This window comes from Klebsiella ornithinolytica (genome assembly GCF_030505655.1).
Lineage (GTDB): Bacteria > Pseudomonadota > Gammaproteobacteria > Enterobacterales > Enterobacteriaceae > Klebsiella > Klebsiella ornithinolytica.
The window spans coordinates 183,043-201,219 of sequence record NZ_CP130154.1 but is presented as its reverse complement, the minus strand read 5'-3'; the positions used below and the strand labels follow the sequence as shown (position 1 = coordinate 201,219).

Here is an 18,177-nt window from a genome sequence, read left to right as displayed (position 1 = left end):
TCTCCGTTTCAAAGTTTTTTGTGGCCTCGCGGATCAAGAGGAAGCACATTGGAGGCCGGCAGTTGGCGCTCCAAGTCCGCAATACGGTCGTACAGCTCAAGAATGGTGGCGTCGGCCTCACTGAGTAGGCTGGCTAGGTGGTCACGCTGCTGCGTGATTTCCTCGATCCGTTCTCGAAGTCCACGATTTTTTCTGCGGGCTAATAAGCTGACTTGGCGCACTGATGGCGGACGTTGCTCAGCGTGTCCTTCCACGTACTTTTGGATCTCAGCGATCAGTAGGGGGAAACGAGCTTTTTTCAGTGCAGAGGGGTCGCTGCCGGCCTCCTTGGCAACGTTGTTCTGACTTACGGGCGTCCCCTTCGGCAGTCGTTCGGGCTTGTTGCTCTTCAGCCGCTCGAACGCTGCGCGATACTGCTCGCCGGCACTCATTCGCTTAGCCGGGTCAGCGGATTCATGTTTGCCGGATGACATGGCGATAATTCTCCACACTACGTTTCTGGGCTTCCAACGAAGTCCTTAGCGGACTGTCTACCTCGGCAGCGGCCAGGCGCTCATCCAATACCGCCTCCAACACTTCGACTTCGTCGAGTTGCTCGGGGTCATAGAGAACGTCCGCACATGGTTTGGTTTCTCCGGGGGAGTCGCCCCCTCCGCAGCGAGCGATATTGTCGATGCCCCCATAGGGACAGGGGGTACGGCTCGTGCAGATGCCCAGCAAAATCGGTCGATGAGTGACCGTCCCCTTCTTAGCCAGATTGATCGCTTTCTTAGCATCAGAGGCTGAGATTAGGCGGACAATCTCAGATTTTCGCTTCTCGCCGTGGGGGCTGACGAATCGGTTGCTCGTCAGCTGTTGCAGCTGCCTACCCAAAGTTTCGTACATGGTGCGGACGTAGTAGGTATGGGCCTTCTCTTCCAGCCGTACCCTGGAATGGTTTTGCCCGTAGTAGAGACTCATCGCTCTGGCGACGTGCTTTAGCTGAAACTGCAATGAAGCGTCGCTGACCAGCCCGGATGCCTGCATATTCACTGCGCCGGTTCGTCGGAGTTGATGCCAGGCCAACGGCCAGATTTTGCCGACCGCAAACTCGTCGGTCAGCGTCGGCGTCACCAACCGAGCCAATTCGAAATCTTCCGGCGTAATGCGCAATTGCTCACGGTCGAACAGCTTGTCGAACCACTGAAGCACATGGGCATAGCTCGGAATCGATGGCCGAATCGTGCGGTTGATCTTGGTGAACTTCGTTCCCCACGGTTCAAGGCAATAATCAAGCAGATAGCGCTTGGCCGGATCATCCGGCACCGAGGCCTCGCCGGGGGGAGAGTCGCATTCTGCGCGGAGGTCTGCGACCACACGCATGGCTTCAACTGCCACCTGAGCTGACGGGGACGTCACCCAAAGTGCCTCAGAATCCGACATCGTCTTGGTCGTTCGTCCGCACAATACATGGATGTCGCCAAACTGCGGATCACGTTCTATGTGCAAGCAATCGGCGCGCAGGTTCCAAGCCTCTTCGACTCGCATGAGGCTGAAGTTCAGCAGATAGCACAGTCCAGATCGACTCACGAGGTTGAGGTAGCGACTCAGAGTTTGAATGCGAATTTCGTCGTCGCTCACTCCCAGCCAGCGACGAAATAGTTCCACCATGCCAAACCGATGCGCGGTGTCGATGAATGGGCCGTAGTACTGCCGCCCAGTCCACTTTCCGTTTGATCCATCCGACGGCCACTGAAACGGATAGAACGATTGTGGCCTGCGTTGTCCTTGGAGACTGGCAGAGTTGTGCCGATAGGCAGCCAGACAGAAGCGGAAGCACTCCTCGACTTGGCCTCGATGCGCCAAAAAGTCATCCAGGCATTCGCGCAAGCGTGTGATTTGATAGTGCCAAATGCGGGGCGGGATATAGGGGGTCTGGAGCTTCTGGTGGTCGGGCATGGCCGCTGCGAGGCGTGCCAACCCTGCGCGATCCAACAAGGTGAACCCCAGCGCATCCCGCCGCTCGTACAGTTCGTGCAGCAATGCCAAGAACTCACCGGACCGGGAAGCCTGGAGCACCTCCGGGAGACGGTCGGCAACGCGCGGAAAATGACTCAGTTCGGATGCGAGAATGCCTTCTTGAGTGCACAAGACGAACAGCCGACGCATCTGGTCGAAGCGCGTTTTCAGGCCTCGGTATCCACGGGCTCCATTGGGGCCGTATAGCCACCAGCCGATTACGGTCCGCAATAAATCGGCGTTCGCAGGATCGATCGCGGCGACATATTTCTTAGCTGGGCCATCGCCGAAATTGAGAGTGAGCCGTTTTCCCGCCCATGGGTCGAGCCGCCAAATGGCATCGCCCCAACGGCTCACCACCTGGCCAGCGGCATCTATGATGACCGGCCAATCACGCTGCGGTGGCCAGCACGGCGGACGGTAGTTCGGCGCATCAGGAATCGCTAGGGGCGAGTCGATGCCGAGGCCAAGTTCGGAAAGAATATTTTTCGTCATGCTGATCTTTGTCGCAGTTCTGCCAATCGGATGAAGCCATCCCAGGCCGGGTGGTAGTCACCTTCACTTATGCGCGCTCTGGCTTCTTCGACCCAAAGCCTGCGGACCTCGCTACTTTCTTCGAAGAAGCGCAGTTTGGCCGTCAGCCGATCGATCACCAGCAGGGCCGGATGCTCTGTCGTCAGGTGCTTACCCGAACTGGATGGGCGGTAGCGTGCCAGTTCAAGCGATTTGAGGTGGCGCAAGCTACCGAGAGACCACACATGATCCTCACTTTCGATATCCCGGTGCTGGGTACAGAACAGGCAACCGGCAGCATTGATGCAGTCGGGTCGCGGACCATTCTTCGGCATCGTGCCCACTGGTTCAGGTGTGGCCGATACACATCTACCAGGAGCAGGAGGTGAAAGGGACGGATCGGTTTGCTGATGGAAGCGCGTAATTTCCACCATAGCGATCTGCGGATGGGGGTCGGCATATACGCGTATCAGCGTTTGCACCGTATGCTGGGCCAACTCCGCAACCTGTTGGGGATTCTGGGACTCCCGAAGCAACCAGTTGATGCGCGTCCCGCGCAGTTTTCGCGGTCTCACTATCGGTATGCCAAGCTCGCGGCAGATGCGCGTAACGTTCGTGAACTGCGTCGCCTCTTCTAGGATTCGTCCCCCGCTACGTATAAGCGGAAAGAGCAAACCATCCGGCTCATTGGGAAACCATTCGGAACGCCATTCGAGATAGCGCTCGAACCACTCTCGATAACTGGCAAAGATCTCGAATAGCACTTCTCCTTCCCGTCGATTTTTGTAGGTACGTACCTGGTAGCCGTCTATGTGGCTGGTGTAATGAAACTGCTCAACCCGCAGGGTATGTGCTTGCTGGAGGTTCAGACCGGTCTGGGCGATGAACATCAGCAATTCACTCTCGATCCGTAAATTGACGATGGGGAAACGGGTCCGCAGTGTCCGATCTGCATCGTGGGCGGCACGCGCCGCCAGGGATGCTTCGATTTGCGCTTGGTTTTGCGGCCTGGTACGGCGGGCCGCTACTTTCTCGGGGCTCTGCAATCCCGACCATAGTTCCAGCACTTGGCCGGTGCGTAACGAAATACAAACTGGGAGGGGGGCCATTGTCCCCCTCCAGGTCAATGCCTCGCATACGTCAGCTAGAAGGTGTCCGAATGCGAAGGTGTTTTGCAGATTCTGCTTGTCCGCTTTGCTCGTATGTACCTTGCCTTTGCCGCGCGGCTTGCGAATACGTGTGCTCTTGCTCAGGCTTGCTTGGCGGTCCAATGCTCGGTCCAGCATCGTCGCCGTGAGCCTGGTGAGATCGTACAGGGACCCATCGCTGAAATTGCGTTCGACTCGATGACGCTGGAGCAAGTGATCGGTCCAACGAATGAACGTGTCGGCCGCCGTCTCGAGACTGAGATTCACGTTTTCTGAATCGATCCAGGCAAAGAATCGGCGCAATGCACTGATCTTGTTCTGCACCGAGAAGCGACTTCCGCCACCAGCAAGGTCGTCAGTCATGTGCTCATGCAGCTGCGTCACCAGCTCGAAACGTTCCGGCAAGGGACTGCCGAGTTCGCCCTGCGCGATCTGGCGGCCCACATGCTTCACCTTTGCTGCTGCACCTCCGCGAAACAGCAGCGGCCGGAGGTCCCAGGGCGTTTCAGTGGCCCCATACTCAAGCATCGGGAAAGTGAGGTCGAATTCGGAACTATCCATCGTGCCGCGCCCCAGCGCCGATCCCGCTAAATGCCGCCATGAAGCTATTTGAGAGGGCTTGTTTGATCGGCAGTGCCTGTACGAATCGGATGTATTTGAAGGTGGTGGCTTCAGAGTTAGGCCCATGGAGCAACGCGTCGCTGACCGTCGCAATTACAATAGCGACATCGGCACAAGCCGATAGCGCCAGACGTGCCAATTCGGTACCGAAGGTGCAGCGCGACTGATGGAAGCGGAATTTACGGAGCACCTGTAGTTCTGCTTTGACGCCCCGTTTTCGAAACTCGGACATCTCAACATTCACAGCAGATGACTGATCGGTGCCGCGCCTGCCATAGGCGTTACCAAAGCGGGTCAAGAACAGCAAATCACGATTCTCGGGCGAGGCTTTCGCCTCTCGTTCCATCCTCCGCCAGCCTTTGGCATATTCCAGCAATTCATCACGCAACGCTTCGGGTATCCAGACCTGGCCAGTCACACCGAATTTCGTGTGCACTGGCGGAGCTGCGCCTGGACCAACTGCAAGGCGTAGAAGCCCTTCAGCGGAAGGGTCGGGGGCGGCGCGCTCCAGAGACTGAATCTTGAGATCACAGATGCTGCCGAGCCGCATCCCGGTAAAAAATCCAAGGGCCAACATGAGGTAGAGCTCGGGCGTGGCGTTCTCTGCGGCGAAATCCAGAATTGCATCGCGATCGGTCTCCGAGACTGGCAACAGCCCATCTTCAAGCGTTTGGCCTGGGCGCTTACGGTTCGGGATGCTGAGGTCGGTGGTGGTTCCGCTGATCGTTCGCTCGAACCCCACCCGGTCGAAGTATTTAACGACGTAGGGTTTTTCCCGCCACAGCTGGACGTGTGGAGAAAGAAGCTCCCTATGCCTTACCCACCGATAGAACATGATGCAATTGCGCATGTACTCAGACGCCGTGGATGGGCCGATCTGGCCGGCATCGCGCATCTTGATCAACGCCCCTCGGTATAGCACCAGGCAGCGGTCAGCTTTGCGAGCGGGAAACTCGAACCACTGCAAATCACGAGATTCAAGAAATTTAGCGTAATTGAGAAGGCCATTCATGTTACTGGCAACGGTCTTAAGAGAAGCGTCACCAGTCGTTGCTCGCTCCACTGCCCACAGGTTTGCCTCCCTCCAAGGTGCATAGTCTGCCCAAAAGATTTGGGGCAAGCCCTCAATGGATGGCCGGCTGCTACTGGGGGAGTATGCGACGGCGTTCTCTCTGCGCACGAGGTAATGGGGCACGAAATGAATGCGCTCTAGCGTCGCCATTCAACGCCCCTGGGACGCTTAACAATGTCCATAGATAGAACTCAATAGCTTAGGCGTCCGCACTATACAACTTACTCTTATCGATGCTGTACTGTTCGACTCGCGGGGCAACTTCCTCTAGGGCGATCATTACCCTCTGGCTAAGGTTATGATAAAGCGCATAATTTGAGCTGAAAGTATGTACCTGTTTCCGGTAATCCTGATTTTTAATCTGGAACCAGGGTACCCCCATTTCTATCCCTAACGCTTTTGCGCCTGCATTACGTGCGATAACGCATCCGTCGTTGTTACTAAGAACAACAATCGGTTTGCCTCGCAAATCTGGGCGAAACAACGCCTCACAACTGGCATAAAATGAGTTTACATCCGCAAGACCAAACATTGGCATCGTTACCTCCGTCGAGTACGAGTGCAGTTGAAAAACCACGTAACCACGCCAAGTAGTTGCAATTCATCGGGATAAATAATTGGAAATGCTGGACTCATAGGCAAAAGCGCAAGCCGGGGCTTCAGTTGAAGACGCTTAACGATAAACTCGCCATCGACTTCCACAACAACAATATCACCATGAATAGCTTCTTCAGCGCGATCAACCACCATAATATCGCCATCACAAAGACCAAGCTCCTGCATACTGCAGCCACTGGCGCGTACAAAAAAAGTAGAGGCCCGTCGGCGTATACAGAGCTCATTTAAATCCAGTTCCTTTTCGACGTAATCCTGAGCTGGGGATGGAAATGCTCCCATGGTCACAGGCCTTCATAGGCAGAAAAAGAATAAAATACAGGACGTCGTACTTTATTGCTTTCATAAGCTAAAAAATTATTTAACAATATGATTATATTGTTAAATATAAAAATTACATTCCAAGGCGACATGTTGATTTACTCGCAATTAATACTGTTTGCATATACAGTATTGTACAATGGCAGAGTAAAGCAAGTGATTCATAAGTGTGTATTGTGATCTTGTTGAAGTAAGTGCAAATTTAGTTATGCAAGTAAGAGGTATAGACAGATGGTTCTGGAACCAACGGAACCGTTCAATGATTGTCACTACCTCTCTCTCGGCCTCAACTTGATGCCAATGTGCTCCCTGCTTCAGATGCCGGGAGTGTTGCTCGTGCAATAGCTATCTATAACCAACGGGCTCTGATTTATCCCAGCGCTGATATTGGGGAGCGATCAAACAACTTTGTTAGTGTAGCAATATGCTAACAATTAGAGGACAGTTCTATAAAAATGATGGATCTGACTCTCAGACCCATCATTAGAACCCTTAAGCTGTATGTTTTAATTATTTTATAGCCACGTATTATAGATTCTTTGCATAACTTCTTTTAATTTATCAGGAACTCCATCAAAATCATCTCCCCATCCTAATGTTTGTTGATAGGCATTAAATGGTTTTTCAGATTTTGGGGCTGGATAGCCAAGAAGATCTTCAATACACTCCTCTACAACAATTACTTTTTCATGATCGCCAGCTGCTTCTAGTATATGTGGGTTAAATACTTCCGCCCCCTTAACTCCCTGATCCCTATCATGAATAACGATAAAATCAACATCTAATGCAGAAAGATATTTTATTAATCCTATTATGGCTGCCTTTCCTCGCGCCTTAACTAATTCAGTGTTGGTTAGGATCTTATTTCTAGAGAGTGCAGGCACCCTCCGAATCGCTTCCTTGAAAACAATTTCCTCTGTATCACCCTCTACGACTATAACCTTTTTAGTAAAAAATATGCGCGACATATGGTCATCCAATTTCATTATCATTTTCACATAATTCTTGTCATCCTCTGATAGCTGTTTGTATTTTTCGGTCACAGAAAATGGGTTAATTGAGGTATGAGAGGATTCATAATGGAATCTATTCAATACTTGCCTTGGTTTCCTAGAAAGATCAATGAGGTAAGGGGAGTGAGTTGTGGCAATGATTTGAGATGATAGGCCTGATAAGTCATAGATAATATCTCTCATTTGATTGGCTGCACTTGGGTGAAGATATATTTCAGGTTCCTCAAAACCAATGATAAGACTCCTTGCGTCTTCACCTCTTTTTCTCAACCATTCCTGCCTGAATCTTAGCAGGCCAAAAACGGCGGCCCTTACCATGCCGGTACCTTGATTAGATACTGTAGTTCGTATATTGCTTGACATTTCAATGGAAAAAGTGGGTGACAATGCAGTGTCAGGATTGGAAAGATCGGCGAATGCATAGATTTTTGACTCAGGGAATACACCGCAAAGAACTTTGTTTAGCTCACCCATCATTATCCCAAATTCTGATTTTTCATCGGAAGGGTTTAATTCCTTAGCAAGTTCATTTAGACATTCCTGGGCACGCTTGTAATTGTCTGATCCTCCTCGAACATCTTTAAATAGTTCGTTTAGTGTTTTTTGAAGCACTCCCGTCTTATCTTCAATTTCATTAGCCCCTGATTCTGCTGGAATAAGTAAAAAACTTGGTAGCCTTGAAAGTACCACGCCACCTATACCACCTGGGTTTTTGTCCCAGATCTCTTCTTCTGTTATGTCCCAAATATCATCTATGAGTTCAAGTTTTGACTTTTCACTACCACTTATGTTTTTTTCTAAAGCAGAGAATAGTTCGGTGATGATTGCAGCATCGACTCCCGATTCAATAAATTCCAGAGGTTTTTTTAGATTCTCGAACTCTTTTTTCAGTTCTCTCTTGAGTGATTTTAATTCAATTAAAACATCTTCACCCAATGTATAGCTCTTTCTGTAAAAAATACTATTCCCAGTTTCTCCACTATCGGTTGGATCATAAGAAAACACTCTCCCTTTGAATCCTCTCCACGTTTTAGCGTCATCTGGAACATTTCTAAACTCAGCTTCAAGTATTATTTCTTTACAGGAAATTTTGTTTTCACCAGTTTCGGCATCAACTTCGGAACAGAAACAGTCTGAGGCCATTCTTTTTTTATCAGACAATAACCACTCAATGGCCTTTAAAACTGAACTTTTCCCTGCATTGTTAGAACCAATTAAAAATGTGGCGTCACCAAATTTGACCTGAGCATTGTGAATTCTTTTAAAACCATTTATTTTAAGAGTGTGTAATCGCATTGGTATTTTCCATATATCATATAAAAATAAAGTATTTAAAGATGGCTTTGTATTATTCATACAGTTAGTTATTTTAATTTTAAAAATAGAGTAATAATGAGACTTACATCAAAAAAATGTAACAATACCAAAAAGCTAAATTCTTTATTGTCGGAGACCTTATGATATGTTGATTGATTCATCGCGTAAAAATAACGTCCATCTTGTTCCTCTCAGTAGTCACTGCGAATAGCTCTGGATTAAATAACTAGAAAATTATGATGTCTAATGCTTTTTCCAGACAACATAAAGGTTGTGATGGGTTTTGCCCGGCAGTGTTCGGAATGGATATACGAAAATCTTTCAGATATGGTATAAGGAAGGGTAGTAACTGAAAAGCTATAAGTAGAAGCGGGTTCATTTAACATGTGCGTTATATGTTCATACAGCCCTGAGTTATAATCCTCCATATATCAGGGCATTATAAACAAACTATCAATTTGAAAAAGACCATAAATGCTGAATAAATCGTTAACTTACATTCTTGCTAGTCACTTTTATACACCATTCATATTTGTTAGCAATAGAGTTCCAGTGCCAAATATTTATAACACCATGCAAGCCTTCTTGGTAAAGGGTCCCAAGCCGAAGGACGACTGATGCTTGTGCGGAAACAAAAAGATGCACCTCATTAGCCTGTTTTTTTAATTCAGAGATAATATAGCTAAGCTCTCTGACTATTTTTTCTTGCTCATCTTCCTCAGGAAGATTATCAAACCGGAACCCTGTATTCAGTTGAGCATGTAAAGTATGCCCAATAAACTCGGCAGGAAGATCTTTTTCTAAAACTTCCATTGTAAATGAAATTGCAAGACCTATAACATTTCCATTATTTGATGGTACACATTTACTATCATAAATTATCTGACCATTATAAAACTTAACTATCTTTGCATTAGTCGGAGGTGCATCAAGAGGATGAAAAACTTTTTTATCCCGATCAAAATCAAACAACTTTAATGCCAAATGTCCATCTGTCATGAAGCTACCAACCATATAAAGATACGGTACGCTGCCGAGTGCAGCAACATAAGCAGTTGTTGCACCAGTGTGATGTATCCTATCTTGGATAGTTTGCCGGATATAACTTGCGTTGGACAAATTGTTATTTTTTATTCTTGAGTCAAAGGCTTTAAAATCCACATGTAAAATTTTTGCCTTCTCTCTGGTAGAGAGTATTTTCTCTGCCGCGTGAGGATCAGTATTTTCAAACCCATATGCTCGAATAAGGGCAATATCTCGCTTATTCAAGTCCCGAAGAGCGAAATATACGCAAATACACCATAAAATAAAACCCGCAACAATAAAGATAAAGCTTATTATTTGAGCAATATCCGAGTACTTTTGATAGGTTAAACTTACTCCATCGATAACATCAATATATCTTTTAACAAAAGATTTTGAGAAAACAATGTTAAGCCCCCAACCGCCAACTAATCCTGTCATTCCTAAACTCAACAAACCAAGTGAAAGTTTAGAAAGTTGATCTTTTGGTCTAAAAATAAACTTGATAAGATATATTAAAGTTGCTTTATCCATGATGTACCTCAGAATTCCTGTCGAATAATTTTTCCATCATTAAAATAGTAAATGGCATTTCTTTCCGTACCAATTATTATGAAAAAAAGCCTCTGTCCAGGGTTCCGTAATTTACAATTATTCCAGTCCCTAGTGTCGGTGTATGAAGCGTGAGGGTTTTTTTCAGGATGTGTATGCCATGTGCCAAAGTAGACCAGTTGGCCTTCGGAGTTCTCATACAGTCGATCGACGGTACGTTGATGTTCCGGATCTCTGAGGGTAAAACTCATTCTTGAGCATCTGTCCTCTTTCTGCGGTACTGTAATTTCAACTAAACCATAACGCTCAATCTCAAAATCTTTATCGCCAATGAGTACTCCAAACGCTTCGGGATCCATTGGTTTGAGCTGTCGATATTCCTGCCAGATATCACTCACTTTCTTTGATATAGTGAGATTAAAATGTTCAGTATCGATAATTAGCATATCAAAATTATCCATTGCAAATATCACACTCATCATTGAACAAGGGCAGTATTTCTAATATACGGGTGAATGCGTAATACCTTCCGCTTAATTTGAATCCATTTGCTATCGCATCCTCAGAGCTCCCCTTCCAGCTCACTCTGGATGATTCTCTAATTTTATTAAGAAGATACTGAACCCCGAGATTAGCGGTAATAAGAGCAGTTTGAGTCGAGGCTATGTATGAGTAAGGTAGGAACGCATCGCCACATCCAGCATGGTTTTTAGTCAAATCTTGATTCGGGGCCAAAAAATTCAAGTTAGAGGCTAGTCCTCTTGAAAAATCAGCTGGGTCAACATATGAACAACGTAAACATCCTTTTGTCCCAGGGATCGCCAGAACGGCATGCCCCCCTATGCCATACCCTTCAACCCATGTGTTAATAACTGGGACATTAATTTTTTCTTTAATTAAATAATCATGAAACAATCGTTCCTGGGTCGGTGCTCCTATAGCTATGATGATTAGATCATACTTCATTAGTAAGTCATGACTCCTCAAATCAAGTAGCTTACCAGTGTAGCTTCCAATCTCGAGCCATGGGTACTTGCTAGTGAGGCTGTGCCATAATGCACTCGGTTTATGGAACGAGACATACTGGGGTGGCAGAATGTGCCGATAAAGGTTATTCAGTGAAAGTGTCTCTGGATCATATAAATCTATATGGCCAACGCCAGAGGCTGCTAGTTTATCTGCAACATCGCCTCCTACGGAACCACATCCAACAAGCATAACTTTTTTGCTAGTAAGGGATTGTTCCGCTCCACTCCGGGGCATAATCCTTTCTTTATTAAAAGTTAACACGATGAAGGGTTCAAGCACCCATTCGGCCAGATGTGAATGCTTTAAAGGCAATGTTTTTCGACCCTTGCCAGCATTCTTTTGGGAAAAGTGGATTCCAAACCATGTGATTCCAGAGGGAGTTTGGGCATTGAAGATTAGCCAAAACTCATATGAACGCTTTTGAGCAAATTTCTGAGTTAATTTTGTTTGAACATTCGTCGGTAGTTCTGACAGTAGGTCTAGATACCAGTCAGTAAGTTCATCCTTTTTCCATGGAGCAGGTTTTAGCACGCTCAACGGTATGACGAATCCGTTACCTTTTGCGGCTTGGCGATTTTTTAGAAGCTGATTGATAGGTGAAAAAATATTATCTGGGACTGCCTCTTCAGCATAACCTAAATGATATTTTCCCAGACCTACGCTGCCTTTACTCGGTTTCAGAACGCACAACTCTTCTGGTGTTTCGCTTTCAGTTAAACAGAGAAAGGGGGGAATGTCCGGCTCAACGATATTCAGCCAGCCAGCTTCAAATTCCCGAAGTAATTCCTTTGTATTCCATTCACTATCGGTTAAAGCTTGACTTAACAAAGAAACATGGCGTTTTAGCGATTCTTCAAAGGCTAGCTCAGGACACTCAAAATTCACGGATACTGCGTCAGGTACATTCACACAAATGCTTGCAAATTTGCTTCCAGGATAGAACGCAGTGTGCGCAAGTCTGGGTAATGTTGATGGCTCAGCCAGGAGAAAGCTGGGCATTTTCGAGAGTTCAGTAACAGCGATATGCCAAAGAGTAACTGGCATACCGTTTATCTCCAGTTCGACAGTTAAGAATCCGACCTCTGCCGTCGTTGATGGAATTGCGGATACCTTGTATCCGCATTCATTCAAGTGAGCCATGATGACTGAATAATTCATGCGCCTTGCGATGTCCCCACTACTCCGGCAGATGCGAAAACAGTTTTAACAGCATTTGACGATGCAGATGATGTTTCAGCGCACTCAGGAAAATCTTCACCGAATGCATTTCGTAGCAATTCGCACTGTTTTGACTCTTGCTCTTCATCAGCAACCTTATCCAAGGTTTTCAACAGTGCGCTCAGCTTGTTGCGAAACTGTGTTCCTGTGACGATACTGCTGCTATGAAAAATATCTCTGTATGGGCAGACTGGAAGCGTAACATTGACACTGTATTTATCCACGTCAACCTGAGTGAAATAGCTACGATAGTTAAGTATGTGGTCGATTGTCTTTCTCAGTGCAGTAAGGTCATCAGGGAAGCCTTCATCGTTGATGGAGGAGACGAAGGATTCCTTGACCATGACAGCTATACCAATTGAGTAGATTTTACGACGGACATCATCGCCAAATGTAAAATTTCGCCAGCGCTTGAGGTATCTGACAATACGTCGAAACTGGTCATGCTTATTCGAGCCATAAGCTTCATTAGCGTCGTAATTATTCACCCAGTCGATAAGTTCACGTGGCGCAGATTTGGCCCACTCGCGGTTATCCTCAGCTGAATGTTTCTTGCCAACGGCCAGTTCGTATTGGCCGTTATCGTACTTGCGGTAAATTGGGATATCGATATGAAGGTCATCAGCCTTGTAGTCAGCAGTCACACAAGGTTTTTTGATCTTAGCATTTTTAAAACCCCGGCCTTCCAGTACTTCAAGTACAGCGAGCTTAGGTGTTATTGGGTTTTCTGGGGCCAACTCCGCTTCGATTACTATTGCACGGTCAATATCGAAATCCTGGCCTTTTTCCCGGATACCCGTGAAGGTCGCCAAAGACCCTTGAATGAAATCCTCAATAACCGGATATCCATCTTCTTTGAATCGTTCAACGATATCGGCAGTAATGCTTTCGTCCTTGAGGCGGGCCGTTGTGTACTCCAAGTCCTTCCTTCCTAACTTGATAGCATCGTGAAAATTTTTAAATTTGTTTTGAAGACTCATCTTGACCCCATATTTGTTGTGAATTAAACAACAAATGGAGCCGCTTCGCTTGATTTCAAGTGACCGACTGAGAATTTAATCTAATTCTGATTTACATCAATAAAAATTAACTTTGTTAACGTAGAGAGCCCGTAAGGTTTAGTCTTTTTGAGGTGGTGGCTGACTAGCCATTTTTTTTATGAATGCTGTCAGCTTATCAATATCACCTTCAGCAATGGCTTTCTCATCTGGCGTGAGCGGAACTTCTTCAAGATACCGATGTATGGATGCCTTACTTTCAAGAGCCTGAGCCCGAGAGCTGCTTTTTGGCAAGCTGAAATCACAACCAATACAGGCCATTCTGTGCGGGCAACTGCTCCAAAATGGATTGGTGCAATACAAATCGCCTAAATCATAGTATAGGGCAGGCCCTGATGACGTTAGTGCCTGACTGTCATGATCGATCAGCACGCTAATCATATGAGAAATTTTGTCCGCTTTCACAAAAGAAGCCGCCAGCCGTGTTGGGCGAATGCGGATGTAGTGCAGGGTTGAGCGTGGGCAGCTATGTCCGGACCATTCCATCAACTCATGCAGAGTCATCCCCTGTGGCACACTGGCCAGTGCGGTGACGGCTGATGCTCTTCCCCTGTGACTGGTAATTCGCCCCCGGCTGTCATCGAGAGGGACACCGGACCGGGCACAGAGTACCGGAATGATCGTGTTATTCAGGATTGAGCTTCCTATCAGTTTTCCTCTGTACTGAAATAAATAATTGACCCTTTCAGCAGTTCGCTCATCCGTCAAAGGAGCCTGTTCTGTAGGGCGTTCCTGTAACCATAGATCTACATACTTTTTCACGACACTGGCGACTGGTTTGACAAATGCCCTTGATGTTTTTCCAGCCGGAACATCGAGATAACAGAGCGTTCCTGCAGGGATAATACTGCCATCATCATGCACAATATCATCTGTCTGCTCGTGGACACAGCCTACGCTCAATCGAAATATTTCGTTCTGGCGTAAGCCTGCATGAGTCCAGATAACCGCCATCGCCTGGTGCATGGTAAACGGATAATGGATCCCGGTCAGCATATCCTCAGGTCGTAAATTGAGGCTGGCCCAGATCAGCTTCAGCCACACAGGATCGTCAATCACCCTGGGATTTACTCCCCGGCTGAACGCTGGCGTGTCCGGCGTGGCCAGATGGCGGTAGGGGCTTAGCTTCAGCCTTCCCCATCCCCAGAGTTCAAAATCAACAAAAAAACGCCGCAGGGCATACAAAAAAGATGCCCGGGAGTTGCTCATCATTGGCTGTCCGGATCGGGCGGATACTCGTCTTGTTTTTTCAGGCTCCAGAGAAAGCTCATCCACATTCATTCTTCCCAGGGCTGCGATGAAACTGGCACAGGTACTGATGCTCCAGTCAGCAGGCTCTCGAATATCAGGAAAATCTCTGGCAAGCCACAAACCGATACGCAGAATAAAGCTGTAGTTCGATTCACGGGTCCGTGGCCGCAGTACGGACGTTTCCCGCCAGCGCTGACACCATCCGACCCATTCAGCAGCAATCCCGTCAGTTCGTTTCTCTTTCCAGCCGGTATAACCCCGCATGCGCAATGGGCGTGACAAAATTCCCATGGCTGCCAGTCCATGGGAGACCTTACCTACCGCTCTGGCGATTCCGTTAGTGCGGTACTGTTGGCCCCGCAGGAGGAGATCTTCGGTAAAGCTTTCCAGCCGCGGATCGCCATTTTCCAGCATCAGCATTCCCAGAACCGCCGAGAGAAACATTTCCTGATGGCGGAGGGAATACCCCTGAGCCACCAGGACGTCCATGAGACGGCTGAGTTCCTGCTGAAAAATATCCCGGCCAAAAACCGCACAGGCATAATACGCAGGCTGCCGGCACCGGGCGCTGTACAACGGGAGAGGAACCTGTGACAAGTGGAAGGCAAAAGCCGCCAGCAACGGACCACTGAGGTGTCGTCGCTGATACAACTTCTGCGATATATCCTCTGCCCAGAGGTGACAAGGCAGATCCTGGCGGGCCGCTTCAGCGAGTACCGCCAGAATGGTTATCCTGGCGACCTCTGGCTTTATACCACTCCGGGTGGCGATGTCATATAGAGGGCGAAGGAATGCCGGCACACGTTTCTGCTGAAGATACTTACCCCGCCGTTGTGGAGTGCTCAGGGCAAGGCGTTCCTGTTCGGAGAAAGCGTCCCTGAGCCGGTATGACTCCAGCTCAAAGGGCTGCCAGACAACGCCGGTAGTGTTTTCGGCTTTCATAAGAGAATCCTCCGGTCAGAAAAAACCAGTCCGGCAACTTTTCTGTCAAGCTCAGCGACAGCCCCGGCCATGCGGGCAGAGAGATCGGTACCGGACAGGTGCAAGTAAACCTGGGTCGTCCGGGGGTCCCGATGCCCGGCATAGGCGGCGAGTTCGTGAAGTTTCCAGCCAGCCCGCGCCAGATGGGTCAGGCGCAGATGACGGAAGGTATGGGTGGAGAAATCGGCCAACCCGGCCTGGTCTCTCCATTTACGAACGGTTTTACTCCAACTCCAGATGCTTAGCGGCATACCGTGATTCCGGTCAGAGACTGAGCGAAAAAGTGCCCCACCAAAAAAACCACTGTGCCGTAACTGCTGCAAATGTGCGGCAAGCACAGGGGTTATCGTTGGGCTGTAACACACTATACGCTCGCGATGATTCTTGGTGGTTTCGGCACGGATACGGATCAGCCGGTGGCCCGGATCAAGATCGTCAACCTGAAGCGCCGTGACTTCTGCCCGCCGTAATGCACCATAGTAGGCTAGTGCCAGCATCAGACGGTCGCGCAACGTTGCGGAGGCGGCCTGTTGCAGAAGAGTAAACCAGTTATGATCATCAGGAATGCTGGGAAGACGGGTGATACGCGGTACCAGTCCGCGTCCGCTGAACACCGGGCTGGGCAACATTGCCCGGGGTATCGGACTGGTTTCACAGAGATCCTGGTAATAAAGATACTCGTACCAGAGCCGGATGGCTGAAATGCGCAACTGCAGTGTGGCACTGGCGGCCGGCAGTGCCATTCCCGGGAGCTGGGGCCGTAGATATGCGGAAAAATCTTCAAAACGGGCAGAAGGTGGATGTAGTGAATTTGCTTCGCAGTACCGCAGATAATGCGTCAGAGCACCACGATAGGCTTTGATCGTGGCGTCAGCCCGCCCCAGATCAGTCAGTAGCCCGAGCCATTGCTCAACAAGATGCATACTGGCAGTAAAAAGTGGATTGCTGACCATCATGTTGACCTCTTTTGACAGAGAAACAGGTGTAGTTTAGTTCAAACAGGCCAATCAAATGTTGCATTCCACTTAACTTACTTTATGCCGCCAGGAACAACATCATCGTCGTTGTTCCTGATACCAGTCCCCGTGGAGAGCATGTCGCAGATGCTGACAGCTACGATCTGGGCCAGGGTGCCGGATTTTATCTGAACGCGACGGAACATCCGTGGAACACGCATTACAGGATGTATGACTATATTCTCCATGAGCTTCCGGATGTTGTCATGGAGCATTTACCTGTAACATCAAGGAAATCAATATCCGGTCACTCCATGGGGGGGCTGGGAGCGCTGGTTCTGTCGCTGCGAAATCCTGATGAATATGTGAGTGTATCGGCATTTTCACCAATAGTGTCACCTTCTCAGGTGCCATGGGGACAACAGGCATTCACCGCGTACCTGGGTGAAAATAAAAAAACGTGGGAGCACTACGATCCCGTCAGTCTCATTTTACAGGGTGCGAAATTACCAGAAATTTTTATTGACCAGGGATTAAGTGACGCCTTTTATGAAGATCAGTTACGCACTAAAAGTCTTGAAAGAGTGTGCAACGAGATGAACATCAACACATCATTCCGATATCATACTGGTTACGACCACAGCTATTATTTCATTTCCAGCTTTATTGGTGAGCACATTGCTTACCATGCCAACAGGCTCAGGCTGTCAGCATGAGTTGATTTCCAGCCTCAGAAAATGTGCTTAATTTTCAGGCCTGAACAGGGCCTGAATCCTGCAGACCTGAGATGTGCTGTAACCGGTGGCTTCAGCAGTTTCTCTTATGCTCAGTTTCTTGACCTGTCGGTAATACAGAACTTTCTTATGTCGTTCCTGATCGGCCTGTTTGCCCCGGTATTTTCCCAGCGTATGTGCCCGTTCAATTCCCTGCTTCTGCCGATGGCGGCGGCTCAGCCAGTCCTTATGCGACATCGAGGCCATCAGGTCGATAAGCATATTATTGATGGCGGTTATCACGGCGCGGGTGATTGGGTCAGCCTGCGAAGGATCTTTATCTGACAGCGCCTGCCATGAGGTGGGTACATCGAGGCTGACAATCCGCAGCTCGTGTTGCTCGATTTGCTTTTTCAGCGTCATCCAGTCGCTGTTGCTCAGACGGGTCAGACGGTCTATCTGCTCGACCAGTAAAATATCATTGCGGTGACTGTCCTTCAGTAAGCGCCCCAGTTCCGGGCGGTCAAGTTTTGTACCGCTGATGTTCTCCCGGTAGTAACTGGCTATTTTATGTCCCCGCTCCTGAACAAACTGCTCCAGCATCTCTTTTGCCCGATCGGCGAACTGATCTTCCGTCGATGCCCTTAAATAAGCTCTGATGAACATTTTTCCACCACGTTATCGCATTTAAGTTATTGCATTTAATCTATCGCATATAGGTTATGTCATTCATCGTGTGCCGTCACGTTTTGAATATGGCGTCAGGGTGTACCCTTAT

At 48.3% G+C, this 18,177-nt stretch carries 13 protein-coding genes and 2 pseudogenes; 1 reads left to right on the top strand and 14 read right to left on the bottom strand.

Going from position 1 to position 18,177, the window contains the following annotated elements; genetic code table 11:
* Positions 1-8: 8 nt before the first annotated feature.
* From Q1L34_RS27260 to Q1L34_RS27200, 13 genes and pseudogenes are all read right to left on the bottom strand, one after another.
* Positions 9-473 carry a hypothetical protein gene (locus tag Q1L34_RS27260; RefSeq protein ID WP_023443007.1) on the bottom strand — a complete coding sequence of 155 codons (465 nt, stop codon included), beginning with the start codon at positions 471-473 and terminating at the stop codon, positions 9-11.
* The gene (locus Q1L34_RS27255) at positions 454-2,493 is read right to left on the bottom strand and encodes a hypothetical protein (RefSeq protein ID WP_034039551.1); all 2,040 of its coding nucleotides are present in this window, start codon (positions 2,491-2,493) and stop codon (positions 454-456) included. The genes Q1L34_RS27260 and Q1L34_RS27255 overlap by 20 nt, the downstream gene beginning before the upstream one ends.
* Complete coding sequence (locus Q1L34_RS27250; RefSeq protein WP_034039553.1) at positions 2,490-4,220, bottom strand: site-specific integrase; 1,731 nt, start codon at positions 4,218-4,220, stop codon at positions 2,490-2,492. The genes Q1L34_RS27255 and Q1L34_RS27250 overlap by 4 nt, the downstream gene beginning before the upstream one ends.
* A complete protein-coding gene (locus tag Q1L34_RS27245) occupies positions 4,213-5,502 on the bottom strand; it encodes a site-specific integrase (RefSeq protein ID WP_034039555.1) in 1,290 nt (429 codons plus the stop codon). Before Q1L34_RS27245 ends, Q1L34_RS27250 begins: the two co-directional genes overlap by 8 nt.
* 76 nt (positions 5,503-5,578) lie before the next feature.
* A pseudogene (locus Q1L34_RS27240) lies at positions 5,579-5,884 on the bottom strand (Y-family DNA polymerase); the annotation flags it as partial.
* Positions 5,885-5,892: 8 nt separating this feature from the next.
* Positions 5,893-6,249, bottom strand: a complete 357-nt coding sequence (umuD, locus tag Q1L34_RS27235) for a translesion error-prone DNA polymerase V autoproteolytic subunit (protein WP_172692341.1) — start codon at positions 6,247-6,249, stop codon at positions 5,893-5,895.
* Positions 6,250-6,803: 554 nt separating this feature from the next.
* On the bottom strand, positions 6,804-8,657 hold the full coding sequence (locus tag Q1L34_RS27230) for an ATP-dependent nuclease (RefSeq protein WP_226327460.1): 1,854 nt from the start codon (positions 8,655-8,657) through the stop codon (positions 6,804-6,806).
* A 450-nt stretch (positions 8,658-9,107) separates the two neighbouring features.
* Positions 9,108-10,175, bottom strand: a complete 1,068-nt coding sequence (locus Q1L34_RS27225; protein ID WP_157190504.1) for an SAVED domain-containing protein — start codon at positions 10,173-10,175, stop codon at positions 9,108-9,110.
* 8 nt (positions 10,176-10,183) lie between these two features.
* On the bottom strand, positions 10,184-10,654 hold the full coding sequence (locus Q1L34_RS27220; protein WP_157190503.1) for a Mov34/MPN/PAD-1 family protein: 471 nt from the start codon (positions 10,652-10,654) through the stop codon (positions 10,184-10,186).
* The gene (locus tag Q1L34_RS27215) at positions 10,647-12,380 is read right to left on the bottom strand and encodes a ThiF family adenylyltransferase (protein ID WP_157190502.1); all 1,734 of its coding nucleotides are present in this window, start codon (positions 12,378-12,380) and stop codon (positions 10,647-10,649) included. Before Q1L34_RS27215 ends, Q1L34_RS27220 begins: the two co-directional genes overlap by 8 nt.
* Positions 12,377-13,420, bottom strand: a complete 1,044-nt coding sequence (locus Q1L34_RS27210; protein WP_157190501.1) for a nucleotidyltransferase domain-containing protein — start codon at positions 13,418-13,420, stop codon at positions 12,377-12,379. Before Q1L34_RS27210 ends, Q1L34_RS27215 begins: the two co-directional genes overlap by 4 nt.
* Before the next feature lie 138 nt (positions 13,421-13,558).
* Positions 13,559-15,691 (bottom strand): site-specific integrase, encoded by a 2,133-nt coding sequence (locus Q1L34_RS27205; RefSeq protein ID WP_256800097.1) that lies wholly within the window; start codon positions 15,689-15,691, stop codon positions 13,559-13,561.
* Positions 15,688-16,683, bottom strand: a complete 996-nt coding sequence (locus Q1L34_RS27200; RefSeq protein WP_374121765.1) for a tyrosine-type recombinase/integrase — start codon at positions 16,681-16,683, stop codon at positions 15,688-15,690. Before Q1L34_RS27200 ends, Q1L34_RS27205 begins: the two co-directional genes overlap by 4 nt.
* A gap of 83 nt (positions 16,684-16,766) precedes the next feature.
* On the opposite strand from Q1L34_RS27200, the pseudogene fghA reads away from it, so the two are divergent.
* A pseudogene (gene fghA, locus Q1L34_RS27195) lies at positions 16,767-17,402 on the top strand (S-formylglutathione hydrolase); the annotation flags it as partial.
* A 27-nt stretch (positions 17,403-17,429) separates the two neighbouring features.
* Here the strand turns inward: fghA and Q1L34_RS27190 are convergent.
* On the bottom strand, positions 17,430-18,065 hold the full coding sequence (locus Q1L34_RS27190) for a recombinase family protein (RefSeq protein WP_157190499.1): 636 nt from the start codon (positions 18,063-18,065) through the stop codon (positions 17,430-17,432).
* Positions 18,066-18,177: the final 112 nt, after the last annotated feature.

Excerpts from the sequence above, each read along its gene's own strand:
- Q1L34_RS27260 (WP_023443007.1), bottom strand. The coding sequence starts at position 473 with ATGTCATCCGGCAAACATGAATCCGCTGACCCGGCTAAGCGAATGAGT.
- Q1L34_RS27255 (WP_034039551.1), bottom strand. The coding sequence starts at position 2,493 with ATGACGAAAAATATTCTTTCCGAACTTGGCCTCGGCATCGACTCGCCC.
- Q1L34_RS27250 (WP_034039553.1), bottom strand. The coding sequence starts at position 4,220 with ATGGATAGTTCCGAATTCGACCTCACTTTCCCGATGCTTGAGTATGGG.
- Q1L34_RS27245 (WP_034039555.1), bottom strand. The coding sequence starts at position 5,502 with ATGGCGACGCTAGAGCGCATTCATTTCGTGCCCCATTACCTCGTGCGC.
- umuD (WP_172692341.1), bottom strand. The coding sequence starts at position 6,249 with ATGGGAGCATTTCCATCCCCAGCTCAGGATTACGTCGAAAAGGAACTG.
- Q1L34_RS27230 (WP_226327460.1), bottom strand. The coding sequence starts at position 8,657 with ATGAATAATACAAAGCCATCTTTAAATACTTTATTTTTATATGATATA.
- Q1L34_RS27225 (WP_157190504.1), bottom strand. The coding sequence starts at position 10,175 with ATGGATAAAGCAACTTTAATATATCTTATCAAGTTTATTTTTAGACCA.
- Q1L34_RS27220 (WP_157190503.1), bottom strand. The coding sequence starts at position 10,654 with ATGGATAATTTTGATATGCTAATTATCGATACTGAACATTTTAATCTC.
- Q1L34_RS27215 (WP_157190502.1), bottom strand. The coding sequence starts at position 12,380 with ATGAATTATTCAGTCATCATGGCTCACTTGAATGAATGCGGATACAAG.
- Q1L34_RS27210 (WP_157190501.1), bottom strand. The coding sequence starts at position 13,420 with ATGAGTCTTCAAAACAAATTTAAAAATTTTCACGATGCTATCAAGTTA.
- Q1L34_RS27205 (WP_256800097.1), bottom strand. The coding sequence starts at position 15,691 with ATGAAAGCCGAAAACACTACCGGCGTTGTCTGGCAGCCCTTTGAGCTG.
- Q1L34_RS27200 (WP_374121765.1), bottom strand. The coding sequence starts at position 16,683 with ATGGTCAGCAATCCACTTTTTACTGCCAGTATGCATCTTGTTGAGCAA.
- Q1L34_RS27190 (WP_157190499.1), bottom strand. The coding sequence starts at position 18,065 with ATGTTCATCAGAGCTTATTTAAGGGCATCGACGGAAGATCAGTTCGCC.